Source organism: Legionella erythra (assembly GCF_001467615.1).
In the GTDB taxonomy this organism is placed as follows: domain Bacteria; phylum Pseudomonadota; class Gammaproteobacteria; order Legionellales; family Legionellaceae; genus Legionella_C; species Legionella_C erythra.
In genome coordinates, this window is sequence record NZ_LNYA01000023.1 from 224995 (window position 1) to 247194 (window position 22200).

Here is a 22200-nt window from a genome sequence, read left to right on the forward strand (position 1 = left end):
TGTACCTTATTTAGCGAATAATTTGTTCTATTGTCGCACCGCCCAGGCATTGATTTTTATCGTAGAAGACGATGTATTGCCCCGGCGTTACCGCCCGTTGCCATTCAGAGAACATGACATAATGCTGGCCATCGTTCTCGGGCGAAACAACACAAGCCTGTTCCGGTTGCCGGTAGCGCGTTTTCGCAAAGCAGGTTAGTGGCAGCGATAACGAATTCTGCGGAACCAGCCAATGGATGGCACTGCATACAAGCCCCTGGGCATACAACAGCGGGTGATCCCCCTGGGCAACAATCAACACATTGTTTTGAATATCTTTATCCACCACATACCAGGGTTCGTCAGAAGCGGTTTTGCGACCGCCAATACCCAATCCCTGGCGCTGGCCCAACGTATAAAACATTAATCCATCATGGCGTCCAACCCGCTCCCCTTGAGGTGTCTGCATTTCACCGGGTTTAGCCAGAATGAATTCCTTCAAAAAAGCCTTAAATCGCTTTTCACCAATAAAGCAAATGCCGGTAGAGTCTTTTTTGTCCTGGGTTACCAACCCAAGCCGGCGGGCAAAATCCCGGATATCGGTTTTTAGAAAATCACCCACTGGAAATAACGTTTTAGCGAGGGCTGACGGGTCTACGGCATGGAGAAAATAGGTTTGATCCTTGTCGCGATCCTTCGCCTTGTAAAGGGCTCCCTGATCCTGTTCAGTTTTCACTTTGGCATAATGGCCTGTGGCGATGTAATCCGCGCCCAGCGAGAGGGCATGATTTAAAAAGGCACTGAATTTGATTTCTTTATTACACAATACGTCCGGGTTCGGTGTGCGGCCCTGTTCATATTCGCGCAGGAAATGCGAAAACACGCGATCCCAGTATTCTTCGGCAAAGTTCACGCTGTGAAGCGGTATCTGCAGTTGATTGCAAACTGCCTGGGCATCGGCCAAATCAGCTGCTGCTGCGCAGTAGCCATCGGCGTCATCCTGCTCCCAGTTTTTCATGAACAGGCCTTCAACTGCGTAGCCTTGCTCTTTCAGAAGCCAGGCCGCTACCGAAGAATCAACGCCGCCAGACATACCCACAATTACTTTTGCTTTCATTGAGCAACAAATGTTTAAAAAAGATTCTATTTTACGCCATAATTAGTAAAGATTAAATCGCAATTTGTAAAACTCTCCGTTATTATTCCGTTATTTGAGTTAAATCCATGCATATTCATATCAGAAAAGCGGTGAATCAGGGGCCGCAACAGATTTCCCTGACATTAACCGAGCGCTTGCCGTATTTCGTTCAGCCGCCGGCTCATCTGAAATGTGATTATCGTGTGGAAAACAAAGATCATTATTATCTATTGACTATGACGGTCAGTGGCGAACTGACTGTCAGTTGCCAACGTTGCCTGAAACCTTTTCCTTATCCTTATTCCAACCGTCTTGAACTGGCCGTTTGCGGTTCAGAGGAAGCCGCAGAGAAATTGCTGGCTAACTATGAAACCATCGTAGCCGCTGATAATCAGCTTGATCTGGCTGACCTGATTACCGATGAGTTACACCTCTATTGCCAGGAGTCGCATGAAAATCCAGACGATTGTGATCCGGAAATTGCAACGTATATTCATGGCGAAAGGTAATAATCGTGATAAAATTGCTTATAAGACTTGGATTAACGAGAAAAAATCGGTAATATTCCGTCCCAAATGAATTAATACAAATTGCCTAGGAGTAATACAATGGCTGTTCAACAAAATAAAAAATCGCGTTCCAGACGCGATATGCGTCGTTCTCACGATGCATTGACCAAGCCCACATTGTCTGTGGATGCAACCAGCGGTGAAACCCATCTGCGTCATCACGTCACGCCAGACGGTTATTATCGCGGCAAAAAAGTACTGGATACCGATAACGTTTACGAACAAGAGTAATTGTCCTTGAAGAACATCACCATTGCTGTTGATGCGATGGGTGGGGATCATGGTCTAAACGTCGTGATTCCTGCTTGTGTTCGTGCCACCCGGCGTAACCCTGACTTAAAGTTATTGTTAGTCGGCGATCAAGCCCAGGTTAATTCGCATCTGAAAAAGCATTCTGTTAACAATCCTAACCAATTCTCGGTCATTCATGCATCTGAGGTTGTGGGGATGGATGAACTGCCTTCGCACGCCATGCGTAACAAGAAGGATTCATCCATGCGGGTTGCGATTAATCTGGTCAAAGATGGGCAGGCGCAAGCCTGTGTCAGCGCCGGGAACACGGGTGCCTTAATGGCAACAGCCCGCTTTGTCCTGAAAACACTGCCCGGCATTGATCGACCCGCTATTATCGCCGAATTGCCAACCCTGAAAGGGAAAACCCGCGTCATTGATCTCGGCGCCAACGTGGATTCATGCGCGGAACATCTTTTTCAGTTTGCTGTCATGGGTTCTGCCCTGATCCAGGCTTTGGATAAGAAAGCCAAACCCAGCATTGCCTTGCTCAATATTGGCGTTGAGGAAATCAAGGGCAATGATCAGGTCAAGCGCACAGCGCACATGTTGGCTGAGTGCACCCTGATGAATTATATCGGCTATGTGGAAGGGGATCATTTCTATTCAGGCACGGTCGACCTTGTTGTTTGCGATGGTTTCGTCGGCAATGTCGCGCTTAAAGCCAGCGAGGGCCTGGCTAAACTCATGCTCTCCGTCCTGAAAGAGTCATTCACCCGCAGCCCATGGGCTAAACTGGCCGGCTTAATTGCAAAACCTGCGCTGAAACATTTACAGGTCCGCATGGATCCGGCTCGATACAACGGCGCGAGCTTGCTGGGATTAAACGGCATTGTGGTCAAAAGCCATGGCGGTGCAAGCGAATTGGCCTTTCAATATGCGATTGAAGAAGCCATGTTACAGGTTCAAAGTAATGTTGTTGATTTGGTTAGAAATCAAATCACCGATTTCATCAACCAGGGTTTGTTGTTATGAAAAATGCCATCATCAAGGGAACAGGGAGTTATCTTCCCGCTCGCTCGCTCACCAATAAAGAGCTGGAGTCGCAACTGGATACCACGCATGAGTGGATTTTTTCACGAACCGGTATCAGCAGCCGCCATATTGCCTCTGAGCATGAAACAACCGCTTATATGGCCTCTGAGGCGGCCAAAAAAGCCTTGAAAGCCTCTGCTCTGCAAGCCGATGACATTGACCTCATTATCGTCGCGAGTTGCACACCCAACCAGTTTTTCCCCAGCATGGCTTGCCATGTGCAAAAAGCAATCGCCTCGACCCGCAGCATCCCGGCTTTTGATATCTCAGCGGCATGCAGCGGCTTTGTTTACGCCATGGATATAGCCAACCAGTACATCCAGTCCGGCTCGGCAAAACACGTTCTTGTCGTAGGCAGTGAAAGCATGTCGCGGGCTCTCAATTGGCAGGATCGCGCGACCTGTGTATTATTTGGTGACGGTGCCGGTGCGGCAGTATTGAGCGCCAGCAATGAACCCGGCATTTTAGCCAGCCGCCTTCATTCCCTGTATGACGGCGAAGGATATCTTACCTACGATAACGCCACGGGCGACAATCGGGCATCCTTTATCGGGATGCGCGGCAATGAAGTATTCAAGCTCGCCGTTAACATCATGGGCAATATTGTAGATGAAATTTTGGATTGCAGTGGTTTACAAAAGTCAGATATCAAATGGCTTATTCCCCATCAAGCCAATATCCGCATCATTCAGGGTATCGCCAAAAAGCTGGATTTACCCATGGAGCAAGTGATTGTCACCATTGAAAATCAAGGCAATACCTCAGCCGCATCGATTCCTCTCGCACTCGACTATTCGATACAGAATAATAAAATTTCCCGTGGCGATTTATTATTACTGGAATCGTTTGGTGGAGGAATGACCTGGGGCGCCATGGTTATTCGTTATTAGTCCGTTGGAGTATCCTTTACATGTTTAATATTGCCTATGTTTTTCCTGGCCAGGGCTCTCAATCCATTGGCATGTTATCAGAACTGGCCGATCACCACAGTCAAATTACTGACGTGTTCAATCAGGTGTCCGATAAACTCGGTTATGATTTGTGGTCGCTTGTACAACAAGGCCCTGATTCGCAGTTGAACCAGACTGAATATACACAAGCGGCCATGCTAACAGCGGATGTGGCTGTTTTTCAGGTATTAAAACAAAGCGGCTTCCCCAAGGCTCATTTGATGGCAGGTCACAGTTTGGGTGAATACGCCGCCTTGACGGCAGCCAACGCGATTTCCCTCACTGACGCAGCCCTTCTGGTTAGCCGGCGCGGTCAAATTATGCAGCAATCCATTCCAATGGGTGAGGGTGCGATGGCAGCCATTGTTGGTTTAAGTGATGATCAAGTCAGTGCACTTTGCCGTCAGGCCAGTGATGAACAACAAAAAGTGACGCCGGCCAATTATAATGCTATTGGCCAGGTGGTTATTGCCGGCCATACAGAAGCCGTTCATCGCGCTGTCCTTCTTGCTGAAGAAATGGATGCGCGATTGGCCAAGGTAATTCCGGTCAGCGTGCCTTGCCATTGCCCATTGTTGTCTGACGCAGCAGAACAATTTGCTGAGTGCCTGGCGGAGACGGACTTTCGTGTTCCCGACACTGCCGTCATCAGTAATGTTGATCTGAGCGTCTATCAATCGCCAGAGCAGATGAGAAGGCTGCTGAAAGAGCAATTATACAGTCCGGTTCGATGGGTTGAGACCATCCAATTAATGAAAAACAGGCAGACCCATCTGGTTATAGAGTGCGGTCCGGGTAAGGTATTAAGCGGCTTGGTCAAACGCATTGACAAAACGTTAGCGGCCAGCAGTATTTATGATCAAATTTCGCTCGAGCAGACCCTTGGCAGTCTGGCGGCGAACGAGCATTGCCAATAGGAGATTAACATGACAAATCTACAAGGAAAAATTGCCCTTGTTACAGGTGCAAGCCGTGGAATAGGGCAGGCTATTGCCCTTAATCTCGCTAAAAAAGGCGCTTACGTTATTGGTACGGCCACATCAAATGCTGGCGCGGAAACTATCACGGCTGCTTTCAAAGCCGAACAGTTAAACGGCCATGGCGTCGTGCTGAATGTGACCGATAAGGAGGGCGTAGAGCATTTAATGGCCCAATTGTCGGATGAGGACAAATTACCGTCTATTCTCGTTAATAATGCCGGCATCACTAATGACAATTTATTATTGCGTATGGACGACGAGGAATGGTACAAGGTCATCGAAACCAACCTGAATGCGGTTTTTCGCTTGAGCAAAGCCTGCCTTAAACCCATGTTCCGTGCGCGATGGGGACGCATCATTACCATTGGTTCGGTGGTTGGCTCCAGTGGAAATTCGGGTCAGGCAAACTATACTGCAGCTAAGGCGGGTGTTGTAGGCTTTACCAAGTCACTGGCCCAGGAAATCGGCAGTCGCGGCATCACAGTGAATGTCGTTGCGCCCGGTTTTATTGATACCGACATGACCAGCGCCTTACCTGATGTGGTGAAAGAGGAAATGCTGAAACGCATCCCCATGAAACGCCTGGGTAAAGCAGAAGACATTGCTGAAGCCGTGGCTTTTCTTGCCTCAGACAGTGCAAATTATATTACGGGTGAAACAATTCACGTCAATGGCGGGATGTACATGAATTAATAGGCTTGCGTTCTTTAAATATTTGAATAAACTAGCCACAAGAAAATTTTTATAAACCTAAGAGGAAATACGAGTTATGAGTACAGTTGAAGAAAGAGTTCGCAAAATTGTTGGTGAACAATTAGGCGTTAAAGAGGAAGATTTAAACAATAATGCATCATTTGTTGATGATCTGGGTGCAGACTCTCTTGACACTGTTGAATTAGTTATGGCTCTTGAAGAAGAGTTCGAGACTGAAATTCCTGATGAAAAAGCTGAAAAAATCACGACCATTCAGGAAGCGATTGATTACATTGAATCAAACATGAATAAAGAAGAAGCCTGATAAATTCGAGGAGTATTCATTGAGTAAGCGGCGTGTAGTAGTAACCGGCATGGGGATGTTGACCCCTGTCGGTCTTAATGTAGAGCAAACCTGGCAAAATATTTTGGCCGGGAAAAGTGGTGTTGGCGTTATAGATGGTTTTGACACCACAGAGTACCCCACCAAAATCTGGGCCAAGGTTAAAAACTTTAACATCGAGAACCATGTGCCGCTGAAAGACGCTCGTAAAATGGATTTATTTACCCAATACGGGATAGCTGCAGCTGATGAGGCACTGGCTGATTCCGGTCTGGTGATAGATCATTCCCTGTCTTTGCGTGCCGGCGTGGCCGTAGGTGCAGGGATAGGCGGTATTCAAACCATTACCGATAACCAGGATAAACTGGTTAGCGGAGGACCACGTAAAGTATCACCGTTTTTTATTCCTGCAGGCATCATTAACATGGTGGCAGGACAGATTTCTATCAAACACCAGTTAAAAGGCCCCAATATTTCCGTAGTAACAGCTTGTACAACCGGTACTCATAATATTGGCCTTGCTGGTCGTATGATTGCTTATGGCGACGCCGACGTCATGATCTGCGGCGGTGCCGAAATGACCACAACCCCCCTGTGCCTGGCCGGTTTCTCAGCCGTTCGCTCTTTATCCAAACGCAATGACGAACCGGAAAAAGCGTCTCGCCCCTGGGATAAAGACAGAGACGGTTTCGTCATGGGCGAGGGCGCTGGTATCCTTGTTCTCGAAGAATACGAGCATGCGAAAGCACGCGGAGCTAAAATATATGCCGAACTGGTCGGTTTTGGCATGTCTGGCGATGCTTACCATATTACTGCACCCGATGAAGATGCAGACGGAGCCTCCCGCGCTATGGAAGCCGCTGTTAAAGACGCCCATATTGAGCCGTCTCTTGTTGATTACATTAATGCCCATGGGACCTCAACCTATTTGAACGATCTCAATGAAACCAAAGCAGTCAAACGGGTTTTTGGTGAACACGCTTATCAACTGGCCATGAGTTCCACTAAATCCATGACAGGGCACTTACTGGGGGCTGCCGGTGCGGTGGAAGCGATTTTCAGCATTCTGGCTATCCGCGATCAAATTGCGCCGCCAACCATTAATCTGGATAATCCCGATGAAGGATGCGACCTCAACTATGTACCGCACAAAGCACAAGCGATGAAAATCGATTATGCCTTAAGTAACTCCTTAGGATTTGGTGGAACGAACGGAAGCTTGCTGTTTAAGCGAGTCTAGATGAAAACATTTTTTAAGTGGTTTTTTTTTGTAACAGCACTGTCTCTGGTGCTGTTTTTCACTTTATTTACATACAATGTCAATGCACTGCTGACCAAGCCGCTGCTCCCTTCTGAAAGTAAACCGCTCATCCTGGAAATTAAGCCAAACTCTACGGCGGTGGCTTTCGTCAATCATCTCCATGATTTGCATCTGATTGGCTCTAAAAAAATGTTCCTGTCCTTCATGACATGGCAAGGTTACAGCAACCGTCTTAAAGCCGGTATTTACCAGATTACACCCGGCGAAACAGCTCAGCAATTACTGGACAAAGTCATTAGCGGCGAGGTTCTTGTCCAATCGTTTCGCATCATTGAAGGGACGACATTGGCCCAGGTGACAGAGAACTTGAAGAAAGCCCCGTATCTGGCTTTTAACGAAGAGGATATCCATGCCTTTTCAGGTTCTCATCCAAGCCCTGAGGGCCTTTTTCTTGCCGATACCTACAATTATGATGCGGGCGATAATGCCAAAGCCCTGCTTAAAGTGGCCAATCATGATTTGCTGAATTATTTAAATGCCGCCTGGAAGGAGCGGAGTCCGGGATTACCCTATGATAATGCTTATCAATTATTAATTGCCGCTTCCATTCTTGAAAAAGAAACCGCCTTGGCCACAGAAAGAAAGCTCATCTCGGGTGTCATTGTAAACCGGCTTAAGAAGAACATGCTTTTACAAATGGACCCAACCGTCATCTATGCCTTTGGAAAACATTTCGACGGCAAACTGCGTCACGAACATTTAAGCATTGATTCGCCTTACAATACCTACAAGAACCATGGCCTGCCGCCTACGCCGATTGCCATGGTCGGTAAAGAATCCATTGACGCGGCTGCACATCCAAAACCCAGTCATTATCTTTATTTCGTGGCCAAAGGCGATGGCTCCCATGAATTTTCAGAAACCTATGGCCAGCAGAAGAAAGCCATTTTACGATATAAATACAAAATCAAGGAATCATCACAATGACCCAGGGATGCTTTGTTGTCGTAGAAGGATTGGAAGGAGCCGGTAAATCCACGGTGATAAAGACAATAAAACAGGCGCTTGAATCAAGGCAATTGACTGTGGTGACGACTCGGGAACCAGGCGGCACCCACATTGGTGAAACCATACGTCATTTAATCAAAGAACCAAGGCCGCAAGAGCCTATGAGCGCTTATACGGAGTTATTGCTCCTCTATGCCGCGAGGGTGCAGCTGCTTGATCAAGTGATTCGTCCGGCATTAAAGAAAGGGGAATGGGTGTTAGCCGATCGTTTTGAACTCTCGACCTTTGCTTATCAGGGAGGCGGCAGACAAATCGACTGGAATATCATTGATGCTATTTCCAGGATAGCCTTGCAGGGGTTTCAACCGGATTTAATCCTGTTTTTGGATATTCACCCGGAACGCGGCATGGAACGCGTCACTCAGCGTGGTGAAAGCGACCGCATAGAACAGGAATCACAGGCTTTTTTTGATCGTGTCAATCAGGCTTACCATAAAAAAATCAAAAGCCTGGATAATGTTGCTCTGATCGATGCTAGCCAAACGCTTGAAGCCGTGCAAAAATCAGCCTTATTACACCTTGAAAATTTCCTGACCCGTCATGCCGCACTCTGATCCCTTTGAACGCTGTTGGCTTCATTTTGAAAAAAACCATAATCATCAGCGCCTTGCCCATGGCCATCTTTTTTGTGCGGACGACGAAACCCGATTGGATGTGCTCAACCAAAACTTAATCCAGCTGCTTCTATGCCACAGCCAGCAAAAGCCTTGTCAACAATGCCAGGCTTGTCGTCTGGTTTTAGCCCATAGCCATCCGGATTTAAGTCTTGTGCAGCCTGAAAAAGAGGGTGGCGCAATTAAGATCGAACAAATACGAGCCCTGCAAACCATTGCTTATACCTCGCCGCAACTGGGTGCCTCGCGTGTAATCGTGATTAAGCCAGCGGAAAAATTGAATCACGCAGCCGCAAATGCGTTATTAAAATTACTTGAAGAACCACCTCAGGGAGTCTATTTCCTTTTGCAGGCGCAGTTCCTGGGCACATTGCCGGCCACTATTTTAAGCCGTTGTCAGCTATGGCGTTTATACGATGCCGACAAAGCCTATGATACTTACCTGGCTTATGGCCAATCCTGGGCAGAGAATACCGCCCGGGGACGGATATTTAGTCAACAGCTCCGTATTCTTGAAGATTTACAAGGGTTGCTGACACGCCAGGAGTCAGCCTGCTCCCTGGCTGCCAAATGGGCTAATTATGATTTCCCGACGCTCTTGTGGTTTCTCTATCTGCTCCATGCCCATTTAATCCACCTCAAACTGGTTCACAAGAAGGATGAACAAGTCTTGATGAACACGTTGGCGTCTTCATTCAGTGTGCCCATTTTATTCAAGCAAATTGACAAAATTAATGGCATATTTAAAAAAATAAACCATACTATCAGTGTGAATCAATTGCTCGCATTGGAAAATTTTTTACTGGGCTATAACGATTAAGGAAAAGACATGTCAACGGAAGACGTCCCAACCATCAATTGTGCCTATGCCAGTGAGGGAGCGCTTTACATGGCCTACATGCCGTTTCTGCATGGCGGCGGCTTATTTATACGAACCAATCATAATTTTACCTTGGGTATGCAGGTGGAATTGAACGTGAAGCTTTTAACAGAACCAGAAACGTACAAAATCGGCGGCAAAGTGGTGTGGATTACCCCCAAAGGCGCCCAGGGCAGCAAGCCCAGTGGTGTTGGCGTACAATTTCTGGGCGAAAATTGCCGTCATTTTTGTAATAAAATAGAAACCTACCTGGCAGGCATGCTAAAATCATCACAAATGACCGATACCATGTAGATTATGCTTGTTGATTCTCATTGCCATCTCAATTTCATTGATTTATCGGAATTTAATCAGGATTTAAATCAGGTTATACGCTTGGCAAAAGACAACGATGTCAGTCATTTTCTCTGCGTCTGTGTGGAATTGGATGATTACCCCCAACTTTGTCAAATCGCAGACACTTACCCGGAGGTCAGCATTTCCGTCGGCATTCATCCTAACAGCGAGATAAATAAAGAACCGGATGCTGCGGATTTGATTGCGCTAGCCCATCGCCATCCCGCCTGCATAGCCATCGGCGAAACCGGTCTTGATTATTATCGTACGACATCTGATGAGGCACAGGCTTTGCAGAGGCAGCGTTTTATTCATCATATTGAGGCCGCTATCGCCACATCAAAACCGTTAATTATCCATACTCGTCAGGCGGCTTCCGATACGCTGGATGTCATGAAAAGCCATCATGCGGCAGATATAGGCGGCGTTATGCATTGTTTTGCGGAAGATTGGGATATTGCTCAGCAGGCCCTGGATTTGAATTTTTATATCTCCCTCTCAGGCATCGTGACCTTTAAAAATGCCACGGCCCTGCAAGACATTGCCCGGAAAGTCCCTTTAGACAGGCTGTTAATCGAAACCGATTCGCCTTATCTGGCGCCCGTTCCTTTCCGGGGTAAACAGAATCATCCGGCCTTAGTCAAGCACGTTGCCCTGGCCATTGCGGATCTGCGTGGCCTGAGTTACGAAGACGTTGCCCAGCAAACGACACACAATTTTTATCAATGTTTTCGGGTGAGTCTTTAAGCTATAGCGTCATATCCTCCGATTATTAAGGACTAATTTTTCATGGGTAAATATTACAGAAAAGCCTTAGGCAACGTTCCTAAAGTTTTTTTAAACAAGATTTAATCTTGAATTGAGCACAGATTTTTCAATTTCACTTCGATCTGCCCCCTCTCCTGCGATAAGAGCTTAGCTAGTATGATGATACCTTTCGCAGGAGAGGGTTGGGGAGAGGGCATGTCACGGATGGTCATTGATAATAAGATGTGGTCTCGCTTAGAAAAATTACTTCCAAAGCCTAAAGGCCGGCATGGCGAAGATGATCGGCTATTTATGGAAGCAATAGGTTGGATGCTTCGTACTGGTGCTGCATGGCGTGACTTGCCACCGGACTATGGCAACTGGAAAAGCGTTTTAGACGGATTGCTGCAAGGTATGATAAAACAGCCAGGATGTACCTCACTGGCGTGATGTTTGTGAGTATATTTCAGCTTTTTTACCTAAGGTCTACTCGTTGCCGATTTAAACAGGCCATCATTCCTTCCACTCATCAAGCCAGGGCTAGAGATGGCCCATGGCTTGCCACGGGGAGGTTATGGGCTTGCGTTTCGGCATTGCCAGCCGGCTTAAGCGTTTCGAAGGGTTCGCCGAGTACCATTTCAGACAGGTTGAGGAGAGCATTTAACTCGCCCGAACGATAGGCGCGTAAATCGATGTTTTTCTCTGCGGCAATGGTTTTAAGCTTGCCTAAAAAATCGTTAAGCGACGGTTTTTTTTCTTGCAAAAAGGCTTGTTGAATAATGTCTGCCAAGGGGTTGTAAATGGAAGAATAAAAAAATCGCAATAGGGGTGCGAGGTAGAACTGTTTATTAAATTTAGACGCGTAATGTCTAAATTGCTCCAGCACACTGGATTCATCAAGCGTGTTCATTTGTGCTCGTGCTTCGAGAAGTCGAGCGATTTCTGTATGGCTGTTATGACGGGCAACGTCATGCGGGGTGGCGCCATCATCAGTACATGCCTTCGTAACATCAGCACCGGCTTGAATCAACACTTTCACCACGTCCAGATAGCCTTGTTGGCAGGCAATATAAAGAGGGGTGGAGCCATCTTTTTCCCAGACAATGAAACGCGGGGTAGTGCCATCATAAGTACATGCCTTATTGACGTCAGCACTGCCTGTAATCAAGGCTTTCGCCACGTCCAGATAGCCTTTGCGGCAGGCAATCCAAAGCGGGGTAGTGCCATTATAGGTGCATGGCTTATTGACGTCAGCACCGGCTTGAATCAACGTTTTCACTACGTCCAGATGGCCGTTATCGCAGGCAATCCAAAGCGGAGTGATGTCATCAGTGCATGCCTCATTAACATCAAAACCAGCTTGAATCAACACGTTCACCACCCTCAGATGGCCATTTTGGCAGGCCATATAAAGCGCGGTGACGTCATTAACATCAACACCGGCTTGAATCAACGCTTCCACTACGTCCAGATGGCCTTGCAGGCAGGCAATCCAAAGCGGGGTGATGTCACCAATGCATGCCTTATTAACATCAACACCGGCTTGAATCAACGTTTTCACTACGTCCAGATGGCCATTCTTGCAGGCAATCCAAAGCGGGGTAGCGTAATACAATCCCGGTTGATTCCAGTCAGTTATTTCTGCTGCTTTCTGCTTTACTAACGCATATTGATTAAGCGCGCATGCCCACCAGAGGTTAATTTGAGTACCATTATCGGTGGCCGACGCATAAAAAGCACTAAGGATTTCTTTTCGTCCCAGAGCGCCCGCCAATGAGGCAGGGGATAATTCAGGCAGCAGGAGTTCCTTAGTGCGTATAGCATCAGAAAACGCTAACACGTTCGTTTTATCAAACCCTGGGTTATTTAAAAGCGCCTTTACTCGGACAAGGTCGTCGCGAAAGATGGCCCGATAGAGTTTTTTTAATTCAGGATTTTTAATGGATTCAATAAAAAGGGCGCCTGTTTTTGCAATCAGCGATTTAAAAAATTTAGTTTCCTCTTCCGAGGTAGCGGTTTTGGATGGCGGATTATAGACGGTGATATGGGGAAATAAGCTGTAGACCATTTTTTTCCAGAAAAGATGACTAAATCCCTTAGACTCTTTCTCAAGCAGTCTGAAAGTAACCGGGTCTTTAGTGAGCAAGGACGATTGGCTTAAGATGAACTCCGTTATCTCTTTTGGGATGGGGAAAAATAAGGATTTATCTTCAGGTTTACTCATCTAAGGCTACATTTTATTGAATCAAAAAATAAATCATATTGTATGGAAGAAATCATAATTGAGAAATAAAAGACTAAAAAAGGCGCGGTTTAAATGCAAAAATCAGATTATCTCATGCTTGCTTCATGTGAGTACCCACAGAAAGCATGTATGGTTGAGTTCTTGTTTATGGAATGATCATAAAGAAATCGTAGAGCGCCCAATGTTACTTCGATCTGCTTCTCCCGTGTGAGGAATTTTAGTCATAAGATGATTTTTTTCGCGGGAGAGGGTTGGGGACACTGCTGGATATGCAGTAAAACCCCTAAAATAGCCATTCAGAATGCGGCACAAACTTATCAGAGGGCGTTCACGGCCAGCAGCATGGGATTATAGTTAGTTACCTTGCTTTCGTATTGCCACCACCTTAAAGCGGACCGTCACGTCATCTTTGACTTCGTCGGTGCTGCTCCACTCCCCCTGACCAACACCAAACAGGCTGCGTTTAATGACCGTGCTTCCTTCCACAACGCCTTTATCGTCTGAAGGCTGCGTCGCTTTAAACGTGAGGGTAACCAGCGCCGTCTTATCGCGGATTTTCAGCGTGCCTGTGGTCTGGTAAGAACCGTCCGTCAGTTTTTGAATGCCCTGGGCTTTAAAGTGAGCCTGGGGAAATAATTGCACATTGAACCAGTCGGCGGTAATGAGCGTGGCTTTCAACTCAGCATAAGAAGCATAGAGAGAGTTCATATCGATCACAATGTCGATGCGGCTGCTGGTCAAATCCTCAGGATCAACAAAAATTTCTCCGGAAAATCGTTTAAACTGCCCAGAAACCGGGGCGTCATTCTGAGTTGCTGTAAACGATAATTGGCTTTCTTCAGGGACAATGGTCCATTGTGGTACAGAGGCTTGTCCCAACATCGGCAATACAAACAAACCCCAGGCCAAAAATGGTAATAATGCTCTCATGCTCATGGTGAAATCATCCTCTGCAGAATATCGTCTTTGTTAATGAAGTAATGTTTCAGCGCCGCCGCAGTATGCAGAGCAATCAAGCCAATCAATGCATAAGACAACCATTCATGAGCTTTTTCAAACACTTGACGCAGATGTTCATCGGGTCCCGTCAGATTAGGCAGGGTAAACCAGCCAAAAAAGGAAGCCGGTAAACCGGCAGCGGATGTAATAAGCCATCCCGTCAGCGGCATGGTGACCATCAACACATAAAATAGCCAATGCACGCTTCGTGCGCTAATCACTTCCCAACGCGGTAAATTTAACGAAGGCGTCTGATTGCCTAGACGCCACAGGAGACGCGTGATCACCAGAAATAAGGCGAGAAAACCATACTCCTTGTGCCAACCGTATAGTTTTAATTTCTGAAGACTCACAGGCAGTGAAACCATGAAAAGCCCAAGAATCAGCAGGCCAATCATCAGTACTGCCATGGCCCAGTGCAGACTAATCGCAACCAGACCATAATGTGTGGCATCATTTTTTATGCGCATTCCTGTCCTTAAGTCGTAGGTTGATAGGCTTCGGCACCAATTTCAATGGTGACATCGTCACCTAAATCAGGCAGAAACGCTTTAAGGCCAAAATCAGAGCGCTTGAGGGTGGTTGTCGCGGTAAAACCGACAGTCATGCGATCAGTAACCGGGTTTTTACCGGCTTTATTCATGGTGACATCCAGCGTGACCGGTTTGGAAATGCCCCGTACAGTCAACATACCGGTCACTTTCGCGGTATTTTTGCCAGTAAGTTCAACTTTGTCACTGACAAATTGGGCGGTTGGGTATTTTTTCACGTCAAAAAAAAGTTTATCCCCCAGGTGCTTGTCCAATTCGGGAATGCCGGTAACAAACTTGGCGACATCAACCGTCGCTTCGACTTTGCTGTTTTGCGGATTATCCTTATCCAGCATGACAAATCCCTTAACATACCATTTACCAGACTGCGTAGAAAAACCGAGATGCTGGATACGCCACAAGACGTAACTGTGCTGATCATCAATCACCAGTTTCTCTGGAGCCGCGGAAAGCGGTAAACTCAGCATTGTTAAAAGTAAAATTGATAAGAAGCGAATGGTGCGAATCATGGTAACTCCTGATAAATTATTGGGCTGAATTGGGTTTTGCTGGCGGCGTTAGTTGACCGCCGACTATCCGTTCACAAACGCCGGCTGGCAGCAAGATAAACGCATCCGCCTGTTTATCTTCGGTCGCGGAACCGGCACAGGAGGCTTTGGCCGTGGCACAATCATTCATGCCGGCCTTGACTATCCCATAACATTTTTCACTCTCAACCGCCCCGGATTCGGCCAGGGCCAATTGATTGACGGCGGCGGCTAAAAAAGCACCCATGGCTGTGCAAATTATTTTTTCCTTGTTCATCATTAGTCCTTGAATAATACCTTCACGATCATTTGCGACTGCACCCATTTCTGTAATAGGCCCGCAGCGCGTATGCCCACCTCGTTTTCATTGTGCCATCGACACAACCCCATGCAGATCTCGCCGAAAACCAGACCTTGCTGTAAAGCCCCCATGGCCCAGGCTTCATCAGGCGCCATCAGGTAGAAATGATTCAAATACTCTTGCCGCCAAAGCAGCCAGGATTGCCTATCCTGCTTAACGGCAGCGGGCGGAGGTTTACCCTGGTTAAGCGCCTCCCAAAGCGTTGGAGCATTCCACGACAAGGCCAGGGTTTGCAGTGAGGGATGCGTGGTAAAATGAAGATTTTCCCAGCGTTCAGGCGGGATGAGAGCCATCTCATTTATTGTCACAGCCGGCAGGTCTTCTGCGTCAAACGCGAGGGCCATGGCCCATTCAAATTCAGCTAATTCGACAACAACACGGTATTCATCATTTAAATGGTCTGACAAAAACGCAGGAAACTGGTGTCCGAACCAGCGAATGGAGCGGTAGGATGAAGGGTTTTGGTCCGCATACCCCGCCCCGAAACGCTGAAAGGCCTCATCACCCACATAGCGTTTCAGACAGGGAAAATTATTCGATAAGGCTTCCAGCAAACGCGATTGGTAGGCTTCTTTGTAAATACGTGCCCGCGTGCGCGCTGGTACGGTTGGGGTAGAAACAATCAGATCCTCTAAGGGATGGCCACCTATATCCGCATCCTGTGCTAATAAATAAGCTTGCAATTGCCGTTGAATAGCCGCCAGATTCGTCATGATACCGTTTCTCCGGCATGGCAACGGGCGGCAATAACTTTAGCCTTGTTCAGTTCGTTAAGTAATTCAGCCAGGGCCGGAATCTGGTCATCCCGCTCAATCATAGTGGATACCCGGCCAAAACGCTGAAGTGCTTCCTCATATAAGGCCCAAACTGCAGCACTTACCGGCGCATCATGTGTGTCAATGAGGTAGTGGCCATGCTGTGAGTGCCCGGCCAGATGAATTTGCTTTACCCGCCCACTCGGAATAGCATCCAGATAGGTTAAAGGATTAAACCCGTGATTCACTGAACTGACATAGACATTGTTGACATCAAGCAGCAGGTAACAATCAGCCTGCTGGATTAACTCGTTGATAAATTCCCATTCGGTCATTTCTGATGTGGTGTAGGTGAGGTAGCTTGAGACATTTTCAATTAAAATCCGTCTTTTGAGATAATCCTGCACCTGCTTGATGCGTGAGGCGATGTGATGAATCGCTTCCCGGGTATAGGGAACAGGCAGCAAATCATGCATGTTCAGCTCATCAACCCCAGTCCAGCACAAATGATCGGAAATCCACACCGGTTCAATGCGTTCTGCCAGTCGCTTCACCTCACTTAAGTAATCCAAATCCAGCTTGTCTGTGCTCGCAATGGAGAGGGAAACGCCGTGCATGACAAGCGGGTAGCACTGTCTAATCTGCTCAAGAAAATAATGCGGTTTGCCGCCGGGGACCAAATAGTTTTCAGTGATGATTTCAAACCAGTCGATGAGGGGTTTTTGCTGTAAAATATCCAGATAATGTTCAGTTCGTAGCCCCAGGCCGAATCCCAGGTAAGGAAAGCAATTGTCAGAAGGATTCATACCTTATCCAGCTTAAAACCAGGTGGTTGACCCACCTGGTCAGAATATTATTCCGCTTTTCCACCCACTTGCTTGCATTGCTCAGCCGTCAGGTCAACATAACCCTTGCCTTTGCAACTGTTTTGACCTTTGCAGGCATTCTCGCTGGTTTTACAATTGCTTAAGCCTTTGCAAGCGTTCACGCCCTGGCATTTGACTGTAGCTGATGCCGTGTCGGCATGCGCAACAACCGGGGTGAGAGAAAAAGCAGCGGCGGCAGTCATGGCTAATGCCGCGCCAGTCAGGTGTAACTTGTTCATAATAAGTCCTTTTTAATAATGAGAGTGGAAATGAACCGATGTAATCTGGATAATTACCCGGTCTCATTAATTTAAAATGAATACAACGGATTAGCAAGAGGAAAATGATTCTCATTCAGGCGTTGTGTCTTTGCAAAAATAACTGGCTATCAAACACAGGAGCGAGCACAAAAAGAGGCTATAGGGGAAAACCAGCGGTTCCTTGACCAGCAATGTCCCGACCAAGCCGGCAATGACGGCCGAACTGGAATTTCTAACCGTATTGAGCAGGGCAATGGCGGTACCCGTTTCGTGGGTGTAATTGGCTATAGCTAATGAAAAGGCCGGTGGGTTGGCAAGCGTAACGCCTACGTTAATCAATAGCAACGGCGTGAGGCTCCAAAGCGTCAGTCCCTGCTGATAAAAAAGGATAAGGCAAAGCAGGGCGCCCAAAGCCATAACCCAACTGCCCTGGCGTATGCTGGTGGCCAAGTTTTGATTTTTGCGTAGATGGATACCCAAAAAATTACCGCCTATGAGAATGAAGCCATTGCTTGCGAACAAAATCGAGAACCAAAAAGGGGAAATGCCCAAATTGTCGATTACAAGGTAAGAAATATTGACCACAGCAATCATCACACAGGAAAATGCAGCGGTAATAATGGCCGTGGTAATCCACAGTTGCTGATGCCCTGCCAGTTTTCGATAAGCCAGTAACGATGTTTTAAAGGTTAAACGGTGCGATTTTCGCGACCAGTAGGCTGACTCACGCACCAGAGAAGGAATAAGCAGCAACAGAATAATGGCTATGATGAGCATGAAAAGGAAATCAGCCCGCCAGCCAAGATTGACAAAAATGAGAGAACCCAGCAGCGGGGCAAAGATAGGCGAGACTGATACAATCATCGAAATGTGCGACAATAAACGAGCTCTAGCGGTATTATCTTCCTCATCCCGCGTGCAGGAAAAGGCGACTATATGAGCACAGCACACCGCAAACCCCTGCAATCCTCGCCCAAGAATCAGGATTTCAATGCTGGGGGACAGCATGCAGGCGATGGTAGCCAACATGAACAGGTAAAAGCTAAAGCGCAGCACGCTGCGCCGCCCGTAGTGATCTACCAACGGCCCCCAAAAAAGCTGGGACAAGCCAAAGACAAAGAAAAATAAGCTCAAGGTTAACTGACCCAAGGCATGACTTGTATTAAAATAGGCGGTAATGGCCGGCAGGGCAGGTTGGTATAAATCAAATACGAGCAAGGAAAAGGCAGACAAGGAAGCCAGATACAAAAAAGGGGTTTTAGTCGAGTGCATAATGCTCCGGGCCGACTTCACAATGCAGCTGTCAAGCATATCTTAAAACACACAGGAATGGATAGACTATGAATTTATTTATTGGGCTTATGTCTGGAACCAGCATGGATGGCATTGACGCCGCCCTGGTTGATTTATCCACCCAGGCTTTGATCGATGGGGTGACCATTCCTTACAGCCAATCTGCGCGTGATGCTATTCAGGAGGTGCTGGACGGGCATCATACGCCTGGCTCTTTAAGTCAGCTAAATACCCTGTTGGGGCAGGAATTTGCTCATGCGGTGCAAATTTTATTAAAAAAGTCAAATACCACGCCCAGTCAGGTCAAAGCCATCGGCAGTCATGGCCAGACACTCTGTCATAACACCAAAACCAGCATTCCCTACACGGTACAGCTCGGTTGCGCCCACACCATCGCGGAATTAACCAGTATAACCGTCGTGGCTGACTTCAGAACACGCGATGTGGTGCTGGGCGGTCAAGGCGCGCCCTTTGCCCCTGTTTATCATCAAGCCTTGTTTAATCATCTACGGCCGCATCCTGTTGCTGTGGTGAATATCGGCGGCATCGCCAATCTGACCTGGTTAAACGGCGATTGCGTTCGTGGCTTTGATACAGGCCCGGGCAATTGCCTGATGGACGCCTGGATAAAGAAACATCACCATCGTCCTTTTGATAAAGACGGAGCCTGGGCAGCCAGCGGCACAGTGATTGACGAACTATTAAACAACCTGCTTGCCGATCCTTATTTTATACAGCCAGCGCCTAAAAGCCTTGGCAAGGAATATTTTAATGATTCGTGGCTCTATACCAGGCTTCAATCCCATTACCTGCCTCAGGATGTTCAGGCGACGCTGCTGGCCTTCACCGCCGTGACGGTCGGTGACAGCATTAAAGCCCAGGCAGCTACTCCAAGCCAGGTGCTTATTTGCGGTGGCGGCGCCCATAATGGCCAGCTGCTGGCAAATTTACAACAACAACTGCCTGAAATCCCCGTGCAAAGTACTGAAAAAGTTGGTGTAAATCCTGATTTTATTGAAGCGCAACTGTTTGCCTGGTTGGCAGAAAAAGCGTTAACGGGCACGGCCCTGGACTTAAGCCAGGTTACCGGTGCTAAAGGCAGGGCAGTACTTGGCGCCATCTATGCAGCAGGGATTGACAAATGAATTTCCATTGAGGTGTAATGTGCGTTTTAATTGCATGAAGACGCCATTTTGAGTACACGCAAGTTAGATTTTCAACAGCACAGCCAATTCAGTGCGTATGTCGTTTTTTTATTGTCCGCCACATTCTACCTTTATGAATTTGTTCTGCAGGTAGCGCCGGGCGTCATGGCCGAATCCATGATGAAAACCTTCAAGGTCAGCGCCGCCGGTTTTGGTATCGTTTCAGCCTTTTATTTTTATGCCTATGCGCCTATGCAGCTGCCCGCTGGTGTGTTGTTTGATCGCTATGGCCCTCGAAAATTGATGACATATGCCTTGATACTTTGTGCATTAGGGTCATTCTTTTTTGCTTCCACCGACAGCCTGTTTACTGCGTCATTGGGACGCTTTCTTATCGGCATCGGTTCGGCATTTTCGTTTATCGGCGTACTTGTTCTTATTTCAAGGTGGTTTCCACCGCAACAGTTTGCCCTGCTTGCAGGCATTGCTCAGTTAATGAGCTCTGTTGGCGCCATGTTTGGCGAAATGCCATTAGCCGCGCTTATTGAGGCAGTGGGCTGGCGTCAAGCCAGCTTTATTCTGGCTGCTGTTGGATTTTTACTCGCTGCCCTCATCTGGTTCATCATCCGGGATTATCCTCATCAGCCCACGCAAACGCCACCCAAAAGGGCCTTTATTGATGAATGGAAGCGGCTTTTGAGTGTCTGGCGTCAATCCTATACCTGGTATACCGGCGCTTATGCCTGTACCATCTGGACACCCATTGCGGTATTCGCTGCCTTGTGGGGCGTGCCTTATTTACAACAGAAATTTACGATAAGCGTCATTGCCGCCTCCGGATTATGCAGCATGATTTGGTTGGGTATCGGCGTCGGCAGCCCTTTGCTGGGCTGGGTCAGTGATCGTATTGCCAGCCGCCGCATTGCCTTGGGTTTAAGTTCCGTTTTTGGCCTGGGCGCGACTATTTTACTGCTCTACGTACCCAATATCTCACTGGGCTCCATGTATTTTATCCTGTTCATGCTCGGCATGGGGGCCGGTGGACAGACGGTCAGTTTTGCTGTGATTAAAGACAATAACCCGCCTGAACTCGTAGGCACCGCCTCCGGGTTTAATAATTTATCCGTTTTAATCGGCGGGGCGGTGTTTCAGCCTTTAGTCGGGGTTTTTCTCCATCACAGCGAGGGGTGGTACAAAGTCAATGGTGTTCATGTTTACACGGTGGCCAGCTATAACAAAGCGCTGCTGGTGATGCCCTCTTGCTTCTTACTCAGCCTGTTGATTACACTCTTTTTCCTTAAAGAATCACATCCCGGGCGTCAGCAATAGCCAGGGCATCAGATTACAGATTAAGCGTAGAAAACGCCGCTATCCCCTGTTGACAGGATAGATAAAGCTCCCGGGCGCAGTCTGCCCGGGATTTCCTGGAGGCTTGCTTATATAGTGAAAAAATATAAGACGAAGGCAGTTTCAGTTTTTCAGCGGTTAAAACATCGGGATTATTAATCATCCGCAACACATGGTTAATTGAAAGGTACAGAACAAAGCGTACAAAATTTTCAAATGGCCTGTCACTATGCGGCAAAACCTCTAAATAACGAATTGCTGGCAACGCATCATTCACCAGGGCATCTTTGCATAAAATATTCAACGATTGAAGCGGTGAATGGCTATCGGTGACGCTTTGGGGCCAGCGACTTTTTTTTAAAATATAAGTATCCTCATAATAATCACGCAAGTTGTTGGTTTTTTGTAATAACAACCCCACGTGCCGGCTTAATGCCGGGAGCTCCTTGAAATCACGCTCGCTGAGTTGATAAGCATAAAATAACAAGCCGGTTAGGAATTCACCAACTACGCCGGCGGAGTAATAACAATAGTCATCCATATCCGCCATATCAACAATGGTAGTCCCCAGGTATTTTTTCATGCCCGTTTTCATGATACCGCAATAGTGCAGACACAAGGCCTTTTCATGCTCATCGAGGCCATTAAACAGTTTGATAACCCATGGATAATGATAAAATTTTTTCGTCTCATCCGAGGGCAGCTCAAGAAGCGTCTTAAGCAGGACTTCATCAGTTTGCCGTTGCGATAAACCAAAAACCAGGGCATCCATGTAGTCGCATTTATCCTGAATACTTAAATCATTTGCATCCTCAATAATATCCAGCAATTTATTGAGGTTGTATTGGCAAAGAACAGGAGACTTTAAAGGAGGTTTGAGCCTCATGATAGGAATAGAAAAGCTTTTGGATTCCTCAAGAAGGAATGCTTCATTCCGTATTATGATCTGATTATTCATGCGTCCTGT

General features: G+C 47.2%; 27 protein-coding genes. 16 read left to right on the top strand and 11 right to left on the bottom strand.

What is annotated here, in order from left to right:
* Positions 1-10: 10 nt before the first annotated feature.
* A complete protein-coding gene (gene mnmA, locus Lery_RS05930) occupies positions 11-1096 on the bottom strand; it encodes a tRNA 2-thiouridine(34) synthase MnmA (protein WP_058526336.1) in 1086 nt (361 codons plus the stop codon).
* A 107-nt stretch (positions 1097-1203) separates the two neighbouring features.
* Between mnmA and Lery_RS05935 the strand changes: the two genes are divergently transcribed.
* The 14 genes from Lery_RS05935 (at position 1204) to Lery_RS15860 (ending at position 11334) form a co-directional block, all read left to right on the top strand.
* The gene (locus Lery_RS05935; protein ID WP_058526337.1) at positions 1204-1626 is read left to right on the top strand and encodes a YceD family protein; all 423 of its coding nucleotides are present in this window, start codon (positions 1204-1206) and stop codon (positions 1624-1626) included.
* A 99-nt stretch (positions 1627-1725) separates the two neighbouring features.
* Entirely contained in the window at positions 1726-1917 is a 192-nt protein-coding gene (rpmF, locus tag Lery_RS05940; RefSeq protein ID WP_058526338.1) for a 50S ribosomal protein L32, read from the top strand.
* A 6-nt stretch (positions 1918-1923) separates the two neighbouring features.
* Positions 1924-2952, top strand: a complete 1029-nt coding sequence (gene plsX / locus Lery_RS05945) for a phosphate acyltransferase PlsX (protein ID WP_058526501.1) — start codon at positions 1924-1926, stop codon at positions 2950-2952.
* On the top strand, positions 2949-3902 hold the full coding sequence (locus Lery_RS05950) for a beta-ketoacyl-ACP synthase III (protein WP_058526339.1): 954 nt from the start codon (positions 2949-2951) through the stop codon (positions 3900-3902). Before plsX ends, Lery_RS05950 begins: the two co-directional genes overlap by 4 nt.
* 20 nt (positions 3903-3922) lie before the next feature.
* Positions 3923-4879 (top strand): ACP S-malonyltransferase, encoded by a 957-nt coding sequence (fabD, locus tag Lery_RS05955; protein WP_058526340.1) that lies wholly within the window; start codon positions 3923-3925, stop codon positions 4877-4879.
* Between the two features lie 9 nt (positions 4880-4888).
* Positions 4889-5635, top strand: coding sequence for a 3-oxoacyl-ACP reductase FabG (gene fabG / locus Lery_RS05960; protein WP_058526341.1), 747 nt, complete (start codon positions 4889-4891; stop codon positions 5633-5635).
* 76 nt (positions 5636-5711) lie between these two features.
* Positions 5712-5960, top strand: a complete 249-nt coding sequence (gene acpP, locus Lery_RS05965; protein WP_058526342.1) for an acyl carrier protein — start codon at positions 5712-5714, stop codon at positions 5958-5960.
* A 19-nt stretch (positions 5961-5979) separates the two neighbouring features.
* Positions 5980-7218, top strand: a complete 1239-nt coding sequence (gene fabF / locus Lery_RS05970; protein WP_058526343.1) for a beta-ketoacyl-ACP synthase II — start codon at positions 5980-5982, stop codon at positions 7216-7218.
* Entirely contained in the window at positions 7219-8226 is a 1008-nt protein-coding gene (gene mltG, locus Lery_RS05975) for an endolytic transglycosylase MltG (protein WP_058526344.1), read from the top strand.
* A complete protein-coding gene (gene tmk / locus Lery_RS05980; protein ID WP_420324147.1) occupies positions 8217-8861 on the top strand; it encodes a dTMP kinase in 645 nt (214 codons plus the stop codon). The genes mltG and tmk overlap by 10 nt, the downstream gene beginning before the upstream one ends.
* A complete protein-coding gene (locus tag Lery_RS05985; RefSeq protein ID WP_058526346.1) occupies positions 8848-9741 on the top strand; it encodes a DNA polymerase III subunit delta' in 894 nt (297 codons plus the stop codon). The genes tmk and Lery_RS05985 overlap by 14 nt, the downstream gene beginning before the upstream one ends.
* Positions 9742-9750: 9 nt before the next feature.
* Positions 9751-10095 carry a PilZ domain-containing protein gene (locus Lery_RS05990; RefSeq protein ID WP_058526347.1) on the top strand — a complete coding sequence of 115 codons (345 nt, stop codon included), beginning with the start codon at positions 9751-9753 and terminating at the stop codon, positions 10093-10095.
* A 3-nt stretch (positions 10096-10098) separates the two neighbouring features.
* On the top strand, positions 10099-10884 hold the full coding sequence (locus Lery_RS05995) for a TatD family hydrolase (protein WP_058526348.1): 786 nt from the start codon (positions 10099-10101) through the stop codon (positions 10882-10884).
* A gap of 216 nt (positions 10885-11100) precedes the next feature.
* On the top strand, positions 11101-11334 hold the full coding sequence (locus Lery_RS15860) for a transposase (protein WP_131750952.1): 234 nt from the start codon (positions 11101-11103) through the stop codon (positions 11332-11334).
* A 79-nt stretch (positions 11335-11413) separates the two neighbouring features.
* On the opposite strand, the gene Lery_RS06005 is transcribed toward Lery_RS15860, so the two are convergent.
* The 9 genes from Lery_RS06005 to Lery_RS06045 all read right to left on the bottom strand — a co-directional run bounded on the left by Lery_RS06005 (position 11414) and on the right by Lery_RS06045 (position 18720).
* Positions 11414-13108: an ankyrin repeat domain-containing protein gene (locus tag Lery_RS06005; protein ID WP_058526350.1), complete on the bottom strand. Its 1695-nt coding sequence runs from the start codon at positions 13106-13108 to the stop codon at positions 11414-11416.
* A gap of 375 nt (positions 13109-13483) precedes the next feature.
* A complete protein-coding gene (locus Lery_RS06010; RefSeq protein ID WP_065230261.1) occupies positions 13484-14059 on the bottom strand; it encodes a YceI family protein in 576 nt (191 codons plus the stop codon).
* A 2-nt stretch (positions 14060-14061) separates the two neighbouring features.
* Positions 14062-14598 (bottom strand): cytochrome b, encoded by a 537-nt coding sequence (locus Lery_RS06015; protein ID WP_058526352.1) that lies wholly within the window; start codon positions 14596-14598, stop codon positions 14062-14064.
* Between the two features lie 8 nt (positions 14599-14606).
* Entirely contained in the window at positions 14607-15188 is a 582-nt protein-coding gene (locus tag Lery_RS06020; protein ID WP_058526353.1) for a YceI family protein, read from the bottom strand.
* A 16-nt stretch (positions 15189-15204) separates the two neighbouring features.
* A complete protein-coding gene (locus Lery_RS06025) occupies positions 15205-15486 on the bottom strand; it encodes a BufA1 family periplasmic bufferin-type metallophore (RefSeq protein ID WP_058526354.1) in 282 nt (93 codons plus the stop codon).
* Positions 15486-16280, bottom strand: coding sequence for an HvfC/BufC N-terminal domain-containing protein (locus tag Lery_RS06030; RefSeq protein ID WP_058526355.1), 795 nt, complete (start codon positions 16278-16280; stop codon positions 15486-15488). Before Lery_RS06030 ends, Lery_RS06025 begins: the two co-directional genes overlap by 1 nt.
* Complete coding sequence (gene bufB / locus Lery_RS06035; protein WP_058526356.1) at positions 16277-17128, bottom strand: MNIO family bufferin maturase; 852 nt, start codon at positions 17126-17128, stop codon at positions 16277-16279. The genes Lery_RS06030 and bufB overlap by 4 nt, the downstream gene beginning before the upstream one ends.
* A 47-nt stretch (positions 17129-17175) precedes the next feature.
* Positions 17176-17427: a BufA2 family periplasmic bufferin-type metallophore gene (gene bufA2, locus Lery_RS06040; protein ID WP_058526357.1), complete on the bottom strand. Its 252-nt coding sequence runs from the start codon at positions 17425-17427 to the stop codon at positions 17176-17178.
* Between the two features lie 111 nt (positions 17428-17538).
* Positions 17539-18720 (bottom strand): MFS transporter, encoded by a 1182-nt coding sequence (locus Lery_RS06045; protein ID WP_065230253.1) that lies wholly within the window; start codon positions 18718-18720, stop codon positions 17539-17541.
* Between the two features lie 68 nt (positions 18721-18788).
* Here Lery_RS06045 and Lery_RS06050 point away from each other — a divergent pair, with 68 nt between their 5' ends.
* Complete coding sequence (locus tag Lery_RS06050) at positions 18789-19886, top strand: anhydro-N-acetylmuramic acid kinase (RefSeq protein ID WP_058526358.1); 1098 nt, start codon at positions 18789-18791, stop codon at positions 19884-19886.
* A gap of 48 nt (positions 19887-19934) precedes the next feature.
* Positions 19935-21215 carry an MFS transporter gene (locus Lery_RS06055; protein ID WP_237759158.1) on the top strand — a complete coding sequence of 427 codons (1281 nt, stop codon included), beginning with the start codon at positions 19935-19937 and terminating at the stop codon, positions 21213-21215.
* A 13-nt stretch (positions 21216-21228) separates the two neighbouring features.
* On the opposite strand, the gene Lery_RS06060 is transcribed toward Lery_RS06055, so the two are convergent.
* Positions 21229-22191 carry a squalene/phytoene synthase family protein gene (locus Lery_RS06060; RefSeq protein ID WP_058526359.1) on the bottom strand — a complete coding sequence of 321 codons (963 nt, stop codon included), beginning with the start codon at positions 22189-22191 and terminating at the stop codon, positions 21229-21231.
* Between the last annotated feature and the right edge of the window lie 9 nt (positions 22192-22200).